Genomic DNA, 18,482 nt, shown 5'->3' with positions numbered 1-18,482 from the left:
AGGTCAATCAGGGGCCAGCATATAGCCCGCGCCGCGCACCGTTTGCAGGTATCGCGGCTGTTTCGGATCGGTCTCGATCTTGCGGCGCAGGCGGGTGATCTGCACGTCCACCGCCCGGTCCTGAGCTTGACCTTCCGACCGACCAAGTTGTTCGACCAGATCCGCGCGTGTGACAGGTTCCCCCGGCGTGGCCGAGAAGATCTTCATCAGCTGGCTTTCGGTGGCAGTCAGGCGCACCAGATCCTCGCCCGCCCACAATTCCCCGCGTTCGACATCATAGCGCACCGGCCCCAGTTGCAGCATCTTCGGCGCGACATCGGCGGCGACCTGTGGCACCCGGCGCAGGATGGCGTTGATACGGAGCAGCAGCTCTTTCGGTTCAAAGGGTTTTGCCAGATAATCGTCGGCGCCGGCCTCCAGCCCTTTGATACGATCTTCCGTGTCGCCCTTGGCGGTCAAGAGCAGGATCGGCGTGGCGATCTGGTCACGCAGGGACCTGGTCAGACTGATCCCGTCCTCGCCCGGCATCATCACGTCCATCACGATCAGGTCGAATTCCAGCCCGTCCAGCAGGCGGCGCGCGTGGGCGGCGTCACGGGCTGAGGAGACCCAAAACCCGGCGCGCATCAGGAATTTCTGAAGCAACCCGCGGATGCGTTCATCGTCATCGACGATCAGAAGGTGGGCGTCGGTTCCGTCGCTCATGACACATCATCCTTCAGGCGGTTAAAGCGGCGGCGTAGCTCGGGGTCCATCATCGCCTCCAGTACGGCACGAAAGCCCTGCACCGCTTCGGGCCCGGCTTCGCGATAAGCCGCTTTCATGCGCTCGCGCTGGGCGTCCGACAGGGCGCGTTCCAGCTCCTCCCCGGCGTCGGTCAGGAAAAGGTTGCGTTCTCGCTTGTCGCGCTTGCCGACCCGGCTTTCGACCAGCCCGTCTTCGATCAACGTACGAAGCACGCGGTTCAGGCTTTGCTTGGTGACGCCCAGGATCGACAAGAGGTTGTTCACCGTGGTGCCCGATGTCCGGCTGATGAAATGCACCGCGCGGTGATGCGCCCGGCCGTAGCCCCGTTCGTCCAGGATGCGATCGGGGTCGGCGGTAAATCCACGATAGGCAAAGAACATCGCCTCGATCCCTTTGCGCAATTGTTCATCCGTGAGGAAAAGAAGCGCCTGCCCGCCCGGTGCCCGCCCGTCATTCATACTGCGTCCGATCACAATTCATGTTTCACGGTTTGATTTTATGTCAGCCTTGTTGACTTTCCAAGAATCAATTGGTAGCGATTTTCAGTTTTGGCGCAATTTAATGTCCGAACCGGACCTTATTGACGCAACAAATGCAAATCTGACCGCAGGGTCACGTGTAGAAAGGAACAGGGCCATGAGTGGATATGATGACCGCGACGGCAAGATCTGGATGGATGGCAAGCTGATCGATTGGCGTGACGCCAACGTGCACATCCTGACGCACGCGCTGCACTATGCCTCGTCGGTGTTCGAGGGCGAGCGGTGTTATGACGGCAAGATCTTCCTTAGCCGCAAGCATTCCGAACGCCTGCTGAAATCGGGTGAACTGATCGACATGGAAATCCCGTGGACCGTCGATCAGATCGAAGAAGCCAAGCGCGCGGTGCTGGATGCCAACGGGTTGACCAACGCCTATGTGCGCGTGGTTGCGTTTCGCGGGGCTGGCGAAGACATGGGTGTCGCGTCGGCCAAGAACCCGGTTCGCATGGCCGTGGCCGCCTGGGAATGGGGCAATTATTATGGCGATGCCAAGATGAAGGGCGCCAAGCTCGACATCGCCAAATGGAAGCGCCCGTCACCGGAAACCATTCCCACCGCCGCCAAGGCCGCCGGGCTTTACATGATCTGCACGATCTCGAAACACGCGGCCGAGGCGAAGGGCTGTTCGGATGCCATGTTCATGGATTACCGCGGCTATGTCGCCGAGGCGACCGGTGCCAACATCTTCTTTGTGAAGGACGGAGAGGTGCACACGCCGCTGCCCGACGCGATCCTGAACGGCCTGACTCGTCAGACCGTCATCAAGATGCTGAAGGAAAAGGGCGTGACCGTTCACGAACGTTACATCATGCCAGAAGAGCTGGCGGATTTCGAACAATGCTGGCTGACCGGGTCGGCCGCCGAGGTCACGCCGGTGGGGCAGATCGGGGAATACATGTTCGAGGTCGGCGCGCTGACCCGCGACATCTCGGAAAGCTATGAACGGCTGGTGCGCGCCTAGGCCAAGGCCAGAAGCGTCCGGCAAAGGACCAGAATGATCCCGAAAACGGCGGCGGCGATGAGGATCGGCGCCGCCGCGTCGTTTTTGGAAGGCGCACATGCCGAAGGTGGCCAGGGCCGACAGGACCAGGGCTGCGACGAGAGATTGGTCAGCCCGGCTTCACGAAACCTAAACCTTGCGGCGGTAAGGTGACGGCATGTGAAACGGGGGCAGTCCATGGTCTTGCAACGAAGCGCGGTTCATCTGATGATTCTGATCACCGTGATCGTCCTGCCAACAGCAGGCGCGCTGCTGTATTACTACCTGTCCAACGACCCGACCGTGCGGCCGTTGGGCATCACGCAGCAAAGCCTGCAAGCGTTTGAGACCGGCGATGTGCAGGCCTTTGAAATTGTCGCACTGGTCAGTTTCGATGACCGTCGATCAGGCGGCGTGTCGCGGCGGGTGTTCGCGACGTCATTGATGAACGCGTTCCGGGCCAAGGGTGTGAATGTGCGCGTGGCGTTCAAGGATACCGGCGCGGCGGGAACTTGGGTGACGTACCAGATCGGGCCGTCGACTGTCGGTCCTTTCCCACAATCACGCGCCGCAGATGGCATATCCGCAGCGGTTGAAGCCTATCGCATGACCGTGCCGCCGCCTCATGAATGATCCAGCTGCGCCATCGCCCAGCGGGCGGCATCGGCGACCACCGGGCTGGGGTCGTTCACCAATTGGGCCGTACTTGTCCGCAAGCCGGCGTCATTGCTGTTCCCGATCGCATAGAGCACATTTCGCACGAAGCGATCCCGCCCCAACCGTTTAATCGGCGAGCCTGAAAACAGCGCGCGAAACGCGGTGTCGTCCAGCACGGACAACTCTGCCAGATGCGGCGCTTTCAGGTCGTCGCGTGCGGCATAGCGAAGCTCGCGCGCTGTCACCGCGAACTTGTTCCAGGGGCAGGCGGCAAGGCAATCGTCGCAGCCATAGATGTGATTTCCCAGCAGCGGACGTAGAGCCTCGTCGACCGGGCCTTTGTGTTCAATCGTGAGGTAGGAAATACACTTCCGTGCATCCAACTGGAACGGGGCTGGAAAGGCGTCGGTCGGGCAGGCGTCCAGGCAGGCGGTGCAACTGCCGCAGTTTTCCTGCTCTGGCGTATCAGGCGGTAATTCCAGCGTGGTGAAAATCGCGCCCAGAAAGAACCAGCTGCCCAAATCGCGCGACAGCAGGTTGGTGTGCTTGCCCTGCCAACCCAACCCGGCGGCCTGGGCCAGCGGTTTTTCCATCACTGGGGCGGTGTCCACGAACACCTTGATGTCACACCCATAGGTATCGACCATCCAGCGCCCGACCCGCTTCAGCCGTTTCTTGACGATGTCATGGTAATCGCGGTTCTGCGCATAGACGCTGATCGCGCCGCGATCGCGCAGGGCCAACACATCGCGCGGGTCATGGTCGGGGGTATAGGGTTCGGCCAGCATGATGACCGAGCGTGCCTCGGGCCACAGCGCTGCCGGGTTGCCGCGCCAATGCATGCGGTCGCCCATCCAGGACATGTCGCCATGCATGCCCTCGGCCACGAAGGCCTCAAGCCGCGCGGCGATTTCGGGCACCGCATCCGGGCGGCAGATCCCGGCGCTGGCAAACCCCTCCGCAAGGGCCTTGTCAATGATGGCGGATTTGGCGTTTGTGCTCAAAAATCAAGGTCCGCGTAATGCGCGGGCGGCGGGAAGCCGGAGACATGGTCGGCCAGGATCGAGCGGAACGCGGGGCGCGATTTGATCTTGGCATACCATTCGCGCACGTTTTCGTTCCGGGTCCAATCCACGTCGCTGATGTAGTCCAGTGACGACAGATGCGCGGCGGCGGCGAAATCGGCCAGCGTCATCTGATCGCCTGCCAGCCAACGGCGCAGGTCCAGCAGCCAGCCCATATAGTCCAGGTGATACTTGATGGCCTTGGCGCCGGCTTTCACGGCGGTCGAATCCGGGTATCCTTGGCCCATCACCTTTTTGTTCACCCGCTCATAGAGCAGTTTTGAGGTGACCTCTTGGTGGAACTTGTCGTCAAACCAGGTGACCAGGCGGCGCACTTCATACCGGCCTTCGGGGTCGGCCGGCATCAGCGCCGGGGTCGGGTGCATGTCTTCGATGTATTCGCAGATCGCCGCGCTTTCGGTCAGGGTCTTTCCGGCCATCTTCAGGATCGGGACCTTTCCGGCCGGGTTTCGGCGCAGAAATTCGGGGCCTTTTTCCCAGTATCGTTCCTCAACCAACTCGACCTCGATCTTCTTTTCGGCCAGCGACAGGCGGACCTTGCGGCAGAACGGGGACAGGGGGACGTGGAACAGACGGTTCATGGCTCTATCACAAATGGTGGTGCTTGCCCCCCGTATTGCCGCATGGCGGGCGTGGGATCAATCCTCGAAACAGGATGCGCGACCATCTGCACGGATCGTTGCCGCCCCGTCGCGGATACTTGCCGCCCGGCGTTTGACAAACCCAGTGGGGCGCGAGGCCGAGCGCCCTTTGGGGTCCGGCAGGATAGCGGCCAGGCGCGCAGCCTGGATCGGGGACAGCTGCTCGGGCCCGATCCCGAAATAATGTCGCGCGGCGGCTTCGACGCCAAACACGCCTTCGTCGAATTCCGCCACGTTCAGGTAAACCTCGATGATCCGGCGTTTGGTCCAGACCAGCTCCATTGCCGGGGTGATCAACGCCTCAAGCGCCTTGCGCGCCCAGGACCGCCCGTGCCACAGATAGGTGTTTTTCACCACCTGCTGGCTGATCGTCGACGCGCCGCGATTGCCGCCACCTTCGATCGCATCCCGGATCGCGCTCATGTCAAAGCCCCAATGGGTGCAGAAATTCGCATCCTCGGCGGCAACGGCCGAACGCGCCATGACCGGCGCGATGTCCTCCAACGGCACCCAATGGTGGTCGATCCCACCCAAGCGACGGCTTTCTTGGGTCATATAAATCGTGGTGGGTGGGTTTACGAAGACATAGGCGCTGATCGCCAGGGCGAAGATGCCGATCAACAGAAGCAGCACACGCCTGATCTGGCGCAGCATCCAGCGCACGGGTCGAAACCGCCGTGTCGCGGTCAGTGCCTCGCGCGGCGATCGCTTTTTCGCGGGGGGTTTCTTCTTCGCTGTCTTTGCCACGGGTTCAATGACCATGCCGACCCGGTCCTGGTCAAGGTGCGAGGTTCGCGAGGGTGGTATACTGGGCGCATGGAAAGGAGGGTTTGCCATGAGAACCAACGCCTTGCCGCGCTATGACATGAGTGACAATCCCACCGGATGTTGCCCGCGTTTCCACACCGAAAGTTGGGAGGACGCGCTGTTGCATTTTGAAGGCAAAAGCTTTGCTCGCGCCGAAACGCGATCTGTGATGCATATCCCCGTCAACATGGGGTCGGTGTTTTCCCGCGTGTTGGGGAAGATCGACGCACACGGCGGTTATGGCGAAGATAACTTCATCGTGCTCAGCCGCGAAGAAACCCCGTGGCGGGCGGAACACTTGTTTGCCACCGAAGAGCCGCTTGAGGGGGAAGAGATGGTGACGCTGTCGGGCGACTTCTTCACCAAGGTGTTCGAAGGTCCGTATCGCGACGCAAAGCACTGGCACTACGCCATGCAGGCCGAGGCGGCCAAACGGGGCACCGCGAACGCCAAGGTCTGGTTCTTCTACACGACCTGCCCGAAATGCGCGAAGGTCTACGGCAAGAACTACGTCGTCGGGGTGGCTGAGTTGTAACGAAAAACGGCGGCCCGATCAGGCCGCCGCTTTGTGTCTTATTCTGCCGGAATGGCACCCGCGTCTTCACTGAGCGGGGCGGGCAGGTGGGCCAGCATTTCCTTCGGACAGACCTGCAGGAAATGACCCTTTTCAAGGTCCCAGTGTTGCAGGATCTCGGCGGCCTTGGCCGATCCGGTTTCCTCAAGGTGCTGCTCGATCAGACCTTTCAGCTGTGCCTCCCAATGATCCACCGCAACCGGGCAGGTCACCAGCGTTTCAAGGTTCATGTAATCCTGTGCCACGCCATCGGGGTCATAAAGATACGCCATGCCGCCGGTCATCCCGGCGCCGAAGTTTGCGCCGATCGAGCCCAGGATCACCGCAACCCCGCCGGTCATGTATTCACAGCCGTTGGTGCCGCAACCCTCGATCACCACCGAAGCGCCCGAGTTGCGCACGCCGAAGCGTTCGCCGGCGCGCCCGGCGGCGAATAGGAAGCCGTCTGTGGCACCGTACAGCACCGTGTTGCCGATGATGGTGTTTTCACTGGCCACCAGCGGCGAGGCCATCGGCGGGCGCACCACCACGGTGCCGCCCGACAGGCCCTTGCCGACATAATCGTTGGCGTCGCCGGACACTTCCAGCTTCAGCCCCGGCGCCGCGAAGGCACCCAGCGACTGGCCGGCGGACCCGGTCAGCTTCACCGTCAGGTGGTTGGCCTGCAGTGAATTGCGCATGCCGAAGTTCTGCACGATGTGGCTGGAGACCCGCGTGCCGACCGTCCGGTGCGTGTTCTGAACTGCATAGGACAGCTGCATCTTTTCGCCGTCCTCCAGGAACCGATGCGCGTCACGCACGATCTCGGCGTCCAGCGTGTCGGGCACAACGTTGCGGTCCTTGCCCCGGTTGTAAACGATGCGATCCGCACCATCGACGGTCAGAAGCAGCGGGTTCAGGTCCAGATCATCCAGGTGGGCCGAGCCGCGGCTGACCTGGCTCAAGAGGTCCGCACGGCCGATCACGTCATCCAGCGACCGGGCGCCGATCCGGGCCAGGATTTCGCGGACTTCCTGGGCGTAGAAGGTGATCAGGTTCACCACCTTGTCCGCCGATCCGGTGAACTTGCCGCGCAGGGCTTCGTCCTGGGTGCAGACGCCCACCGGGCAGGTGTTCGACTGGCACTGACGCACCATGATGCAGCCCATCGCGATCAGGGCTGCGGTGCCGATGCCGTATTCCTCGGCCCCCATCATCGCGGCCATGACGATGTCGCGGCCGGTGCGCAGGCCGCCATCGGTGCGCAAAGTCACCCGCTCGCGCAGGTTGTTCATTGCCAATACCTGATGCGCTTCGGTCAGGCCCATTTCCCAGGGCAGACCGGCGAACTTGATCGACGTGGCGGGCGAGGCACCCGTGCCACCGTTGTGACCCGAAATCAGGATCACGTCGGCCTTGGCTTTGGCCACACCGGCGGCGATCGTGCCAACGCCGGACGAGGCCACCAGCTTCACCGTCACCTTGCAGCGCGGGTTGATCTGTTTCAGGTCATAGATCAGCTGCGCCAGGTCCTCGATCGAGTAGATGTCGTGGTGCGGCGGCGGGGAAATCAGCGTGACACCCTTGGTCGAATGCCGCAGGCGGGCGATCAGGTCGGTGACCTTCATGCCGGGCAGCTGGCCGCCCTCGCCGGGCTTGGCGCCCTGGGCCACCTTGATTTCCAGCTCTTCACACTGGTTCAGGTATTCGGCGGTCACACCGAACCGGCCCGACGCGACCTGCTTGATCTTCGCCGACGGGTTGTCGCCGTTGGGTTCCGGGTGGAAATGCGCCGGATCTTCGCCGCCCTCGCCAGAGTCGGATTTCGCGCCGATCCGGTTCATCGCGACGTTCAGCGTCTTGTGCGCCTCGGGGCTGAGCGCGCCCAGCGACATGCCGGGGGTGACAAAGCGTTTGCGGATCGCGGTGATGCTTTCAACCTCTTCCAGCGGCACCGGGTTGCCCAGCGGCTTGATGTCCAAGAGGTCGCGCAGGTGGATCGGCGGGTTCGACTGCATGCGCGCCGAATACTGCTTCCACATCTCGTAAGACGCACGGTCGCAGGCCGATTGCATCAGGTGCATGGTCTGCGCTTCCCAAGCATGGGTCTCGCCCGACCGGCGCGCCTTGTAGAAGCCACCGACCGGTAGCACGTTCCCCGCGTGACCGAAGCCCTGTGCATGCACCGCCTCCAGCTTTCGCTGAATACCGCCGACACCGATGCCGGAAATGCGGCTGGTCATGCCGGGGAAATACTCGGCACACATGGCGCGCGACAGGCCTACGGCCTCGAAGTTCAGACCGCCACGATAAGACGAAATCACGCTGATCCCCATCTTCGCCATGATCTTGAGCAGACCTTGGTCCACCGCCTCGCGGTACCGCCGCGTGGCCTCGGTCAGGGTGCAGTCCAGCAGCCCGCGGCCAATCCGGTCGGCCAGGCTGTCTTCGGCCAGATAGGCGTTCACCACCGTGGCGCCGCAGCCGATCAGAACCGCAAAGTAATGCGGGTCGATGCATTCGGCGGACCGCACGTTCAGCGACGTGAAAGTGCGCAGTCCCTTGCGGGTCAGCCACGAATGCACGGCACTTGTGGCCAGGATCATCGGCATGGCGACGCGACCCTCGCCCTGCCCCTGATCGGTCAGAACCAGATGGCCGGCGCCCGAGCGCACGGCCTCTTCGGCCTGTTCGCGGATCGCGGACAGCGCGGCGGACAGGGCGCTGTCGCCGCCGTCCACGGGGAAGGTGCAGTCAATGTCGACCATCGGCGCATTGAAGCCGGCGACCAGTTCGTCAAACTGCGCGTTGCCCACGAAGGGGCTGTCCAGCACCAGAATCTCGGTCTGGCTGCTGTCTTCGTCCAACACGTTTTTGAGGTTGCCGAACCGGGTTTTCAGGCTCATCACGCGGAATTCGCGCAGACTGTCGATCGGCGGGTTGGTCACCTGGGAGAAGTTCTGGCGGAAAAAGTGGCTGAGCGGCCGGTACTTGGTCGACAGCACCGCGCTGGGCGTGTCATCGCCCATCGAGGCCAGCGTTTCCTTGCCGTCCTCGGCCATCGGCGCCAGGATCTGCTCCAGCTCTTCCAACGTATACCCGGCGGCAATCTGGCGGCGGCGCAGGTCTTCACCCGCGAACAACGGCTTTTCCTCGACCGAGGCCAGGTCAGCGTCCAGTTCCTTGATCTTGCCGACCCATTCGCCGAACGGCTGGCTGGCGGCCAGCTTGTCCTTGATCTCGGTGTCATGGAACAGCGCGCCGTCCTTCATGTCCACGGCCAGAATTTGCCCCGGACCCAATGCGCCTTTTTCCACCACGGAAGCTTCGTCGGTGGGCACCATGCCCGCTTCGGAACCCGCGATGACCAGGCCATCGCCGGTCACGACGTAACGCATCGGGCGCAAGCCGTTGCGGTCAAGCCCGGCACAAACCCAGCGACCATCGGTCATTGCCAGCGCAGCGGGGCCGTCCCACGGTTCCATCACGCTGTTGCAATAGGAATACATGTCGATCCAGGCCTGCGGCAGTTCCACCGCCTGTTTCGACCAGCTTTCGGGGATCAGCATGGTTTTTGCCATCGGGGCCGAGCGGCCCGCGCGCACCAGAACCTCAAACACACCATCCAGCGCGGCGCTGTCCGATGCGCCGCTGGCGACGATCGGCTTGATGTCTTCAGCATGGTCGCCGAACGAGGCGGACGCCATGCGAATCTCGTGGGACTTCAGCCAGTTCACGTTACCCTTCAGGGTGTTGATCTCGCCGTTGTGGGCCAGCATGCGGAACGGCTGGGCCAGCCACCATTGCGGGAACGTGTTGGTCGAATAGCGCTGGTGATAGATCGCAAAGGCGCTTTCGAACCGGTCGTCCATCAGGTCGGGATAGAAAACCGCGACCTGCTCGGCCAGCATCATGCCCTTGTAGATGATCGAGCGGCAGCTGAGGCTTGCCAGATACAGCTCGCGCACGCCTGCAGCGATGGCGGCTTTTTCGATCCGGCGGCGGATCACGTAAAGCTCGCGCTCGAAGGTTTCTTCGTCCACGCCCTTGGTGTTCGAGATCAGGATCTGTTCAATCTCGGGCCGGGTGGCGTTGGCCTTTTCGCCCAGGCATTCGATGTTCACCGGCACGTGGCGCCAGCCATAGATGTAGTAGCCCATGCGCAGAACTTCGGTTTCCACGATGGTCCGGCAGGTCTCCTGCGCGCCGAAATCGGTGCGAGGCAGGAACACCTGACCGACCGCCATCAGCTCATCCATTCGCGGTTCGTGCCCGGTGCGGCGGATCTGGTCATAGAAGAAGTTGACGGGGATCTGTACGTGGATACCGGCGCCGTCGCCGGTCTTGCCGTCCGCATCCACAGCACCCCGGTGCCAGATCGCCTTCAGCGCGTCGATGCCCGCGTCCACGACCTTGCGCGAGGGTTTGCCATCGATCGACACGACAAGGCCAACACCACAGGACGAATGCTCATCCTCTGCGCGGTACAGCGAATGTTCGGCCATATAGGCGCGGCGGGCTTCTTCGTTTGCGGCCCAATCGGCATCGAATTTAGTCATCTGTCTTCTCCGTCCTTCGGGGCGAACATGGCGATCATGTCGGCCTCGGTCATCTGTTTGCGCTGGTCTGCGCCTGCGAAGGCATAGCCATGCGGCTTTTTGTCAATGTAGAGCTCCAACCCCAGGCGCATGTCGCCCAGGTCCGGGAACAATCCGGCAGCCACCTGCCGCTGACCGGCCACGGGGCCGACTTTCAGCTCGTACCAAAGCGGGCTGCCGCAGTGGGCGCAGGCCGCGCGGCGGGCCCAGTCGCTGGTTTCCAGCACTTTCACCGGCCCGTCGGCACTGGCGTTCCCCGGTGCGCATTCCATCGCGATGAACGCGCCCGAGGTCCAGGCCCGGCACATGTCGCAATGACAGGCCGACAGGCTTTTTCGGGTCGGGGTGGCGGTCACGGTGACCGCGCCGCACATGCATTTACCCTGCATCGTGATACCTCGCCTTGATTTCGTCGCAGCCGTAAAGCGGCGTTGTGCCACCGAACCCTGTGTCGCCGGGGAACATGAAATCCACCGGAGAGCTGTCGAACTCGGTCACCCGGTCGCCCTCGATCAACTCGTCGCGCCCCAGGAAGAACAGGCCCATCTCACGGCTCACGTATTGCTGGCCGCGGGCGTGGTAATCCACCTTGCCGGCATCGGTCAGGTACTTGTGCTCGGTCACCGTCAGTTCCAGCGGCACGCCGTCGATTTCGGTGGTTTCCCCGGTCAGCTGGTCGACCCCGATCACCAACTGAAGCTCGGTTCCGTCCTGATCATTGCGCTGGACCGAAAAGGCAAAGGTGTCGGTGCCGGTTTCCAGAAGTTCCGAAAAGGAAATCGGGTCTTCGGACGTCAACAGCATCTCGTGCGATCCGTCCCACATGAAGGTGCTTTCCAGCCACTGGTATTCTGCGTCATAGGCGGTGATGGCCAACAGACCGTCGCGGTCGAACCGGGCTTCCCAGTGGTCGCCCTCGGGCGCCACGTCACAGCGCCACAGCAATGCCACTTCGCAGGATTTCGTCTGCACGGTCAGGAAGGCGTCACAGCCTTTCGGCACGGCGAACTCCGCGGCCCCGGCGGGGACAGCACTCAGGGCCAGAGCGGCCAGGGCGATATGCGCGGCTTTGCTCACTCGGCCGCCACAGAGGCCTGCGCGTCCAGGCTGGCCAGGATGTTTTCGGCTGCGTCGCACCCGTCTTTGATGGCCCAGACCACAAGGGAGGCACCGCGCACGATGTCGCCCACGGCCCAGACGTTGTCCAACTCGGTCCGGCCGGTGGTGAAGGTGGCCTTCACCGTGCCCCAGCGGGTCACCGGCAGGTCGGCCTCACCCCACAAGGTGGGCAGGTCTTCGGGTTCAAACCCCAGCGCCTTGATGACCAGATCGGCGTCTTCGACGTAATCCGCGCCTTCGATCACCTCGGGGCTTTGACGGCCCGACGCATCCGGTGCGCCCAGGCGCATTTTCTGGACCATCACGCCCGTGACGGGATCGCCCGAGAACCCTTTCGGCGCGGCGAGCCAGACGAATTCCACGCCCTCTTCTTCCGCGTTCTGGGTTTCACGCTGCGATCCGGGCATGTTCGCGCGGTCGCGGCGATACAGGCATTTGACCGACGTGGCACCCTGACGAATGGCCGTGCGCACACAATCCATCGCAGTATCCCCGCCGCCGATCACGACAACCTTCTTGCCCTCGGCGTTCAGCTCGCCGCTGTCAAACTCCGGCACCTCGTCGCCAAAGCTCAGGCGGTTGGAGCAGGTGAGGTAATCCAGCGCGTTCACGATGCCCGCCGCCCCCGCGCCTGGGCCGCCAAGGTCACGCGTCTTGTACACGCCGGTGGCGATCAGCACTGCGTCATGCTGGCCGCGGATGGCCTGGAACGACAGGTCTTCGCCCACGGTGCAGTTCAACACGAATTTCACGCCTGCCTTTTCCAGCTGGGCAATCCGGCGCATGACCACGTCCTTTTCCAGCTTGAAGCCGGGGATGCCATAGGTCAGCAGCCCGCCCGCGCGGTCATGGCGGTCATAGACCGTGACCTGCACGCCCGCGCGCACCAACACGTCGGCAGCGGCCAGGCCACCGGGGCCCGCGCCGATGATGCCTACACTGTCGCCGCGGTCCGCACCGGGCACGATGTCCTCAACCCAGCCGTTTTCCCAGGCTGTGTCGGTGATGTATTTCTCGACCGAGCCGATGGTGACCGTGCCATGGCCCGATTGCTCGATCACGCAATTGCCTTCGCACAGGCGGTCTTGCGGGCAGATGCGGCCGCAGATTTCCGGGAAGGTGTTGGTGGCTTGGCTCAGCTCATAGGCTTCCTTGAGCCGCCCCTCGGCCGTCATGCGCAGCCAGTCGGGGATGTTGTTGGACAGCGGGCAATGCGCCTGGCAATAGGGCACGCCGCACTGGCTGCACCGGCTGGCTTGTTCCTCGGCCTTCGCCTTGGCGAATTCGGCGTAAATTTCGTTGAAGTCGTGGCTGCGCGTATCGGCATCCCGCTTTTCGGGCATGTCCCGGTCCACGTTCACGAATTTCAGCATCGGCTGCTTTGCCATCCCAGGGCCTCCGGTCGGTCTGATCTCTCGGATCGTCTGTCTATTGCGAGATGGAGGAAAAGAAAAGGCATAATTGCTGACCTAATATCAAGAAATGCACGTTCACATCGTTGATTTTGCAGCATGTGGGCGCAGAAATGGGTCCGAACTGATATGTATTTATCTGCTTTCCTTTTGATTCCGGTCGGTTAGCTTACGCGAAACCGAAGTCAGGCCGGGGCAACATGTCACTCATCCATCTGTTCATTATCGCCGTTGTTCAGGGGCTTACCGAGTTTCTTCCGGTCTCGTCCTCGGGCCACCTGATTCTGATTCCTTCGCTCACGGGGTTGGAGGATCAAGGCCAGGTGATCGATGTGGCGGTGCATGTGGGCACGCTGTTTGCCGTGATCGGATACTTCTGGGCCGACGTCCGGCAGGGGCTTGCCGGCATTCCGCGCTTGTTGACGGGGCGCATCGACACGCCGGGGTCGCGGCTGGCTTTTCTGCTGGCGGTGGCGACGGTGCCGGTCATTCTGGCCGGGCTGGTGCTGAAACTGACCGGGTTGAACGACGCAATGCGCTCGATCACCGTGATTGGCTGGACCATGCTGGGCTTCGGCATCGTGCTTTACGTGGTCGATCAGCGCGGTGGCACGGAAAAAACCGACACCGACTGGAGCCTGAAAGACGCGATCATCATGGGGCTGTGGCAGGCCATCGCGCTGATCCCCGGCACTTCACGCTCAGGCGCGACCATTTCGGGTGCGCGGGCATTGGGCTATGACCGCGAAGGCGGGGCAAAGCTGGCCATGCTGATGTCGATCCCGACCATCATCGCCTCGGGCGTGCTTCTTGGACTTGAGGTTGCCACGACGGCCAACGCACAGGCCGCACGCGATGGGGCGATCGCGGCGGGCTTTGCCTTCGTCTCGGCGCTTCTGGCGCTGAGCTTGATGATGCGGCTTTTGAAATCCGTCAGCTTCACGCCCTATGTGATCTATCGTGTGATTTTGGGCGTCGCCTTGTTGGTCATCGCCTATTCCTGAACGAAAACACCCGCCGACCGTGGGGCCGACGGGTGCCGTTTCGAATTGGGGCAGGGCTCAGGCCTTCAGGTTCTTGGCCGAATTTTTGATCGCCGCATATTGCCCCGAGGGGCGGAACCGCCACAGGTAATCGGGCAAAATCGCGCCCATTGCCGTGGGAGTGATGCCAAGCGCGTCAAAGCCCTGCGCATCGTCCGCTACGACGGTGTCGCAACGCAGCGCCTTCACCTGATCGCGCGACAACAGCGCGGGGATCAGGTCACCCGAGAGTTTCTGAAACAGGTCGAACCACCAGGCTTTAATGCGTGCGATCCAAAACGGGATGTTCAGAACCAGGCTGCGGCGTTGAACCACGTCCAGCATCCGGCCCATCAGGCCGCGCATCGTATCCACGTCGGGGCCGCCCAGCTCATAGACGCCAGCATCGGCCTGGCCCAGAACGCCCATCTCGGCAGCTGCGGCCACGTCGTCCACGAACACCGGTTGGAACTTGGTGTCGGCGCCGACGATCGGCAGGATCGGGCCAAACCGCGTCATCCCGGCGAACCGGTTGAAGAACCCGTCTTCGGATCCGAAGACCAGCGACGGGCGCAGGATCACGGCGTTCGGGAAGGCCGCGGTTACATCCGCTTCGCCTTCACCCTTGGATTTTTGGTATTCGCAGTCGCTGCCGGCATCGGCGCCAATGGCGGACAGGTGCACCAAGGCGCCCACGCCTTCCTCGGCGGCGATGCGTGCCACCCGGCCCGCACCTTCGTGCTGCACGGCGTCAAAGCTGTTTTTGCCAATCGACAACAGCACCCCGACGCAGTTCACCACCGCATCGGCGCCTTGCATTGCGGCCCGCACACTGTTGTCATCACGGATGTTGCACAGGATCGGTTCGACCTGACCAGCGGCGCCATAGGGTTTCACGAACAATGCCTCGTTCGGACGGCGCACGGCGACGCGCACGCGCCAACCCTGTTTCGCCATGCGGCGCGCGATATAGCGGCCAACAAAGCCCGATCCGCCATAGATGGTGACGAGTTTCGACATGGGCGGTCTCCTTGAATTCGTTGGGCCTTGCTTATCTTTTTCAGGCGTTTTGAACAAGTCGCAAAGCAGATGCAATTTTCTATGGAAGAACCAGCACGAATCCCGTTGACACCCCTCGCGACTGTCTTTACATCGCGGCTTCACGACGACACCTGCCCAGGTGGCGGAATTGGTAGACGCGCTAGCTTCAGGTGCTAGTATTGGCAACGATGTGGAGGTTCGAGTCCTCTCCTGGGCACCATTCATCCCAAACATAGATGCTCAAAAACCTTGAAAAACAAGGGTATTTGCGGTATTCTGCTGCTCACAGCTGACCCCCTGTACCCAGCAAATCGCACCCATTCCTGGGTACAGATCTGGGCACGGCCTCGCAAAACGAGCAATTCGGGAATCCTGTGTCCAATATGCCCCTGTCGGACCTTCAGATACGTAAGTTAAACAAAAGGATAAACCCTTTCGCGTCCATGATGGTTGGGGCCTGTATTTGTTGGTTTGACCGACCGGTACGAAATCCTGGCAGTTTCGCTACCAATTCATGGGAAAAGAGAAAACTCTCACCATCGGGCCGTATCCTGTGATGTCGTTGGCAGATGCTCGCCGCAAACGTGATGAAGCCAAAAGGCTTTTGGCCGAAGATACAGACCCTTCCATCCAGAAGAAGCTCGACCGAATTGACGCCCATGCGAAGGCGCGCATGACGTTCAAGGAGGTGGCCGATGAATACTACGAAAGCTTGGTAGATCGGGAACTGGCCCCGGCAACCCTACGCAAGAAGCGGTGGCATATCGAAGACCTAGCGAAACCACTGCACAACCGTCCAATCGACCAAATCACCGCTGCCGAGCTCCTGCATCTCCTGAAACCGATCGAACGCAGCGGCCGGCGCGAAACAGCGAAGAAACTGCGTGCAACCATCTCGGCAATCTTCCGTCTCGCTATGGTCACAATGCGCGCGCCTGCTGATCCTTCAGCGGCTTTGAAGGATGCGTTGCTGCCGCCCAAAGTGAAAGGTCGCGCAGCCATCACTGACGAGAAGGAATTCGGGCAGTTACTGCGTCGTCTTGATGACTATCCAGGCTGGCCGGTTATTCCGGCGGCCATGAAGTTCCAGATTTTGACCTGCACACGCCCTGGCGAAACCCGAGGCGCGAGAATGCAGGAATTCGATCTTGATGCCCGAACATGGACGATCCCAGCCACACGCATGAAGATGCGGCGTGAACACAAGGTACCACTTTCTGACCAGGCCTTTGAAATCGTCATGGAGAACTGGTCCGAAATCAAAGGCGTCGAGTTGCTGTTCCCGTCCTTGATTTCGAACCGGAAACTGGTTTCCGAAAACGCCTTCAATACCGATTTGAGACGGCTCGGTTTCTCCGGTGATGAGGTCACCGCGCATGGCTTCCGAGTAACCGCCAGCACAGTTCTAAATTCTCGTGGGTATAACCCTGATGTCATTGAAGCCATATTAGCACATCAAGACACAAACGTGATCAGGCGGACTTACAACCGCACGACCTACTGGAATCAGCGCGTAGAACTAGGGCAGATCTGGGCGGACCTATGTGATGAATTCAGATCACTTTGAAGGAACCGAACTGCGTTCTTTCCTGAGCAACAGCGAATAAAAGTATTCAACTAGTTTCGGGTCCCAAATTGGCTCCGGAACGGTTTTTTCCCTTCTACGCCAAATGCCGAGCACTGTGGCTGGTGCAATGTTTTCTCAAGCTTCTTTTGGAGACGATCGAACTGCTGGTTGTCTTGAGTGCCTAGCGACAAGGCCTTGGAAGTCGATAGGGCCTCTAGATGTTCACGTTTTCGACTGCCGGACGCATTGACGATGGCGCCTGCATGGATAACCTCGCCGGTGGCAAGGGTTACGCCGGTGACCTTGTCGCCCTCGCGGCTGATTGCGGTGACCGAATTCTGGACATAGTCAACGCCCGCCTCGACCGACTTCTTGATCAGCCATTCAACCATCAGCGGGGCATTGTAATACCCCTCGTCAATTGTGTTCAGGCTGCCCGCTTCGATGTCGTCCAGCTTTTAGAACGGGTAGGCATCGGCAATTTCTTGCGGTGCGACCATCCGAGTACCTGCGCCACATTCTTCCTGTACACTTTGATCTCTCTGCAGAACCTTGGTTAGGTCGGCGTTATCGGACAGATAGAGATAGCCAAAGTTGCGAATGCTCAACTCTGGCACATTGGGGTCGCCACCAAGGTTTTCACGGAAATTGCGCACGAACTCCGCCGCATATTGGCCGATTTTCACGTTGATCGGGTTGGCAAACTGCTGACGCATACAGTTGTTCGAGGCCCCGGTCTGCGCCTTGGAGAAGGTCGGATCAGGCTCAACCACCAGCACCTTTCCCTTGAAATCCGGGTTGGAGGCCAGAAACCAGGCGGTGCAGGCCCCCATGGTGGCCCCGCCGATTATAACAACGTCATAGGCTTCGTGTTTCGGCGTGGCGGAAAACACAGGGAGGTCCATCTCCCACGAGGAGTCCTTCGAAGTCGGTTTCATGATTTTGTCTTTCGTGGTTGGGGACCGGATCAGACCGAGCGGGTGATGCCGCCGTCGACGCGGATGTTCTGGCCGGTGATGTAGGCGCCGCCTTCGGAGGCGAGGAACGCCACGGTCGCGGCGATTTCATCATAGGATTTGCCGTAGCGCTCCATGGGGATCTTTGCCATGAAATCCGGGTTTTCCGGCAGGCTGTCGATAAAGCCCGGCAGAACGTTGTTCATACGAACATTGTCAGCCGCATACTTGTCAGCAAACAGTTTAGAGTATGCTGCCAGACCGGCGCGCATCACGCCCGAGGTCGGGAAAACCGCGTCGGGTTCAAAGGCGGCAAAGGTCGAGATGTTGATGATCGTGCCGGATTTCTGCGCAATCATGATCGGAGCAACAATCCGCGTGGCACGTACGGAATTCAGGAAATAGACCTCCATGCCTTCGTGCCAATCCTCATCGCTGATTTCTAGAACCGGTGCACGAGGCCCATGACCTGCGGAATTGACCAGCACATCAACGCGGCTCCATTTCTCCATCACAGCGTCGACAAGTTTCTGCATATCTTCGCTGGATTTGTTGGTGCCGGTTACGCCGATCCCGCCCAGTTCCCTGGCCAGTGCCTCGCCTTTACCGGAAGAAGACAGGATGGCGACATTGAAGCCATCAGCCGCAAGCCGACGCGCACTATCCGCGCCCATGCCACTGCCGCCACCCATGATGATTGCCACTTTCTTGTCAGCCATTTTCCGTCTCCGTAAAGCCCATGTTGTCGATCTGGCT

Annotated in this window: 16 protein-coding genes, 1 tRNA gene and 2 pseudogenes; 7 read left to right on the top strand and 12 right to left on the bottom strand. The window is 61.1% G+C overall.

The window, feature by feature from the left end; genetic code table 11:
- Positions 1 to 3: 3 nt before the first annotated feature.
- Both MN188_RS11225 and MN188_RS11220 read right to left on the bottom strand, forming a co-directional pair.
- Positions 4 to 705 carry a response regulator gene (locus tag MN188_RS11225; protein ID WP_242109147.1) on the bottom strand — a complete coding sequence of 234 codons (702 nt, stop codon included), beginning with the start codon at positions 703 to 705 and terminating at the stop codon, positions 4 to 6.
- Positions 702 to 1,205, bottom strand: coding sequence for a MarR family winged helix-turn-helix transcriptional regulator (locus tag MN188_RS11220; protein WP_242109146.1), 504 nt, complete (start codon positions 1,203 to 1,205; stop codon positions 702 to 704). The genes MN188_RS11225 and MN188_RS11220 overlap by 4 nt, the downstream gene beginning before the upstream one ends.
- 178 nt (positions 1,206 to 1,383) lie before the next feature.
- Here MN188_RS11220 and MN188_RS11215 point away from each other — a divergent pair, with 178 nt between their 5' ends.
- Both MN188_RS11215 and MN188_RS11210 read left to right on the top strand, forming a co-directional pair.
- Complete coding sequence (locus tag MN188_RS11215; protein ID WP_242109145.1) at positions 1,384 to 2,250, top strand: branched-chain amino acid aminotransferase; 867 nt, start codon at positions 1,384 to 1,386, stop codon at positions 2,248 to 2,250.
- A 246-nt stretch (positions 2,251 to 2,496) separates the two neighbouring features.
- Complete coding sequence (locus MN188_RS11210; protein WP_242109144.1) at positions 2,497 to 2,901, top strand: hypothetical protein; 405 nt, start codon at positions 2,497 to 2,499, stop codon at positions 2,899 to 2,901.
- Here the strand turns inward: MN188_RS11210 and queG are convergent.
- The 3 genes from queG to mtgA are packed head-to-tail and all read right to left on the bottom strand — an operon-like array spanning position 2,892 to position 5,413.
- On the bottom strand, positions 2,892 to 3,929 hold the full coding sequence (gene queG / locus MN188_RS11205; RefSeq protein ID WP_242109143.1) for a tRNA epoxyqueuosine(34) reductase QueG: 1,038 nt from the start codon (positions 3,927 to 3,929) through the stop codon (positions 2,892 to 2,894). The two genes, MN188_RS11210 and queG, sit on opposite strands and share 10 nt — an antisense overlap.
- Complete coding sequence (gene fzlA, locus MN188_RS11200) at positions 3,926 to 4,591, bottom strand: FtsZ-binding protein FzlA (protein ID WP_242109142.1); 666 nt, start codon at positions 4,589 to 4,591, stop codon at positions 3,926 to 3,928. Before fzlA ends, queG begins: the two co-directional genes overlap by 4 nt.
- A 57-nt stretch (positions 4,592 to 4,648) precedes the next feature.
- Complete coding sequence (gene mtgA / locus MN188_RS11195; protein WP_420838979.1) at positions 4,649 to 5,413, bottom strand: monofunctional biosynthetic peptidoglycan transglycosylase; 765 nt, start codon at positions 5,411 to 5,413, stop codon at positions 4,649 to 4,651.
- A gap of 73 nt (positions 5,414 to 5,486) precedes the next feature.
- Here mtgA and MN188_RS11190 point away from each other — a divergent pair, with 73 nt between their 5' ends.
- Positions 5,487 to 5,993, top strand: coding sequence for a hydrolase (locus MN188_RS11190; protein WP_242109140.1), 507 nt, complete (start codon positions 5,487 to 5,489; stop codon positions 5,991 to 5,993).
- A gap of 38 nt (positions 5,994 to 6,031) precedes the next feature.
- Here the strand turns inward: MN188_RS11190 and gltB are convergent, their stop codons facing one another.
- Genes gltB through MN188_RS11170 form a run of 4 tightly spaced genes read right to left on the bottom strand, consistent with a single transcriptional unit; the run spans position 6,032 to position 13,116 of the window.
- The gene (gene gltB / locus MN188_RS11185; protein WP_242109139.1) at positions 6,032 to 10,570 is read right to left on the bottom strand and encodes a glutamate synthase large subunit; all 4,539 of its coding nucleotides are present in this window, start codon (positions 10,568 to 10,570) and stop codon (positions 6,032 to 6,034) included.
- A complete protein-coding gene (locus MN188_RS11180) occupies positions 10,567 to 10,998 on the bottom strand; it encodes a GFA family protein (protein WP_242109138.1) in 432 nt (143 codons plus the stop codon). The genes gltB and MN188_RS11180 overlap by 4 nt, the downstream gene beginning before the upstream one ends.
- Positions 10,988 to 11,686: a hypothetical protein gene (locus tag MN188_RS11175; RefSeq protein ID WP_242109137.1), complete on the bottom strand. Its 699-nt coding sequence runs from the start codon at positions 11,684 to 11,686 to the stop codon at positions 10,988 to 10,990. Before MN188_RS11175 ends, MN188_RS11180 begins: the two co-directional genes overlap by 11 nt.
- On the bottom strand, positions 11,683 to 13,116 hold the full coding sequence (locus tag MN188_RS11170) for an NAD(P)-dependent oxidoreductase (protein WP_242109136.1): 1,434 nt from the start codon (positions 13,114 to 13,116) through the stop codon (positions 11,683 to 11,685). The genes MN188_RS11175 and MN188_RS11170 overlap by 4 nt, the downstream gene beginning before the upstream one ends.
- A 224-nt stretch (positions 13,117 to 13,340) precedes the next feature.
- Between MN188_RS11170 and MN188_RS11165 the strand changes: the two genes are divergently transcribed.
- Entirely contained in the window at positions 13,341 to 14,144 is an 804-nt protein-coding gene (locus MN188_RS11165; RefSeq protein WP_242109135.1) for an undecaprenyl-diphosphate phosphatase, read from the top strand.
- Positions 14,145 to 14,201: 57 nt separating this feature from the next.
- Here MN188_RS11165 and MN188_RS11160 read toward each other — a convergent pair whose 3' ends face one another.
- Positions 14,202 to 15,182: a complex I NDUFA9 subunit family protein gene (locus tag MN188_RS11160; RefSeq protein WP_242109134.1), complete on the bottom strand. Its 981-nt coding sequence runs from the start codon at positions 15,180 to 15,182 to the stop codon at positions 14,202 to 14,204.
- A 154-nt stretch (positions 15,183 to 15,336) separates the two neighbouring features.
- Here MN188_RS11160 and MN188_RS11155 point away from each other — a divergent pair.
- The 3 genes and pseudogenes from MN188_RS11155 (at position 15,337) to MN188_RS17620 (ending at position 16,770) form a co-directional block, all read left to right on the top strand.
- Positions 15,337 to 15,423 (top strand) — tRNA-Leu (locus tag MN188_RS11155).
- A 267-nt stretch (positions 15,424 to 15,690) separates the two neighbouring features.
- Positions 15,691 to 15,831, top strand: a pseudogene (locus tag MN188_RS17625) (Arm DNA-binding domain-containing protein); the annotation flags it as partial.
- A 45-nt stretch (positions 15,832 to 15,876) separates the two neighbouring features.
- Entirely contained in the window at positions 15,877 to 16,770 is an 894-nt protein-coding gene (locus tag MN188_RS17620) for a tyrosine-type recombinase/integrase (protein WP_338023246.1), read from the top strand.
- Positions 16,771 to 16,820: 50 nt separating this feature from the next.
- Here the strand turns inward: MN188_RS17620 and MN188_RS11145 are convergent.
- Positions 16,821 to 17,675 (bottom strand): annotated as a pseudogene (locus MN188_RS11145) (NAD(P)/FAD-dependent oxidoreductase).
- A 62-nt stretch (positions 17,676 to 17,737) separates the two neighbouring features.
- Complete coding sequence (locus MN188_RS11140) at positions 17,738 to 18,445, bottom strand: SDR family oxidoreductase (protein ID WP_242109131.1); 708 nt, start codon at positions 18,443 to 18,445, stop codon at positions 17,738 to 17,740.
- Positions 18,446 to 18,482: the final 37 nt, after the last annotated feature.

The sequence above is a fragment of the Aliiroseovarius subalbicans genome, assembly GCF_022678625.1.
Classification (GTDB): domain Bacteria; phylum Pseudomonadota; class Alphaproteobacteria; order Rhodobacterales; family Rhodobacteraceae; genus Aliiroseovarius_A; species Aliiroseovarius_A subalbicans.
The sequence above is the reverse complement of the archived record's forward strand: the minus strand, read 5'-3'. Positions and strand labels throughout refer to the sequence as shown.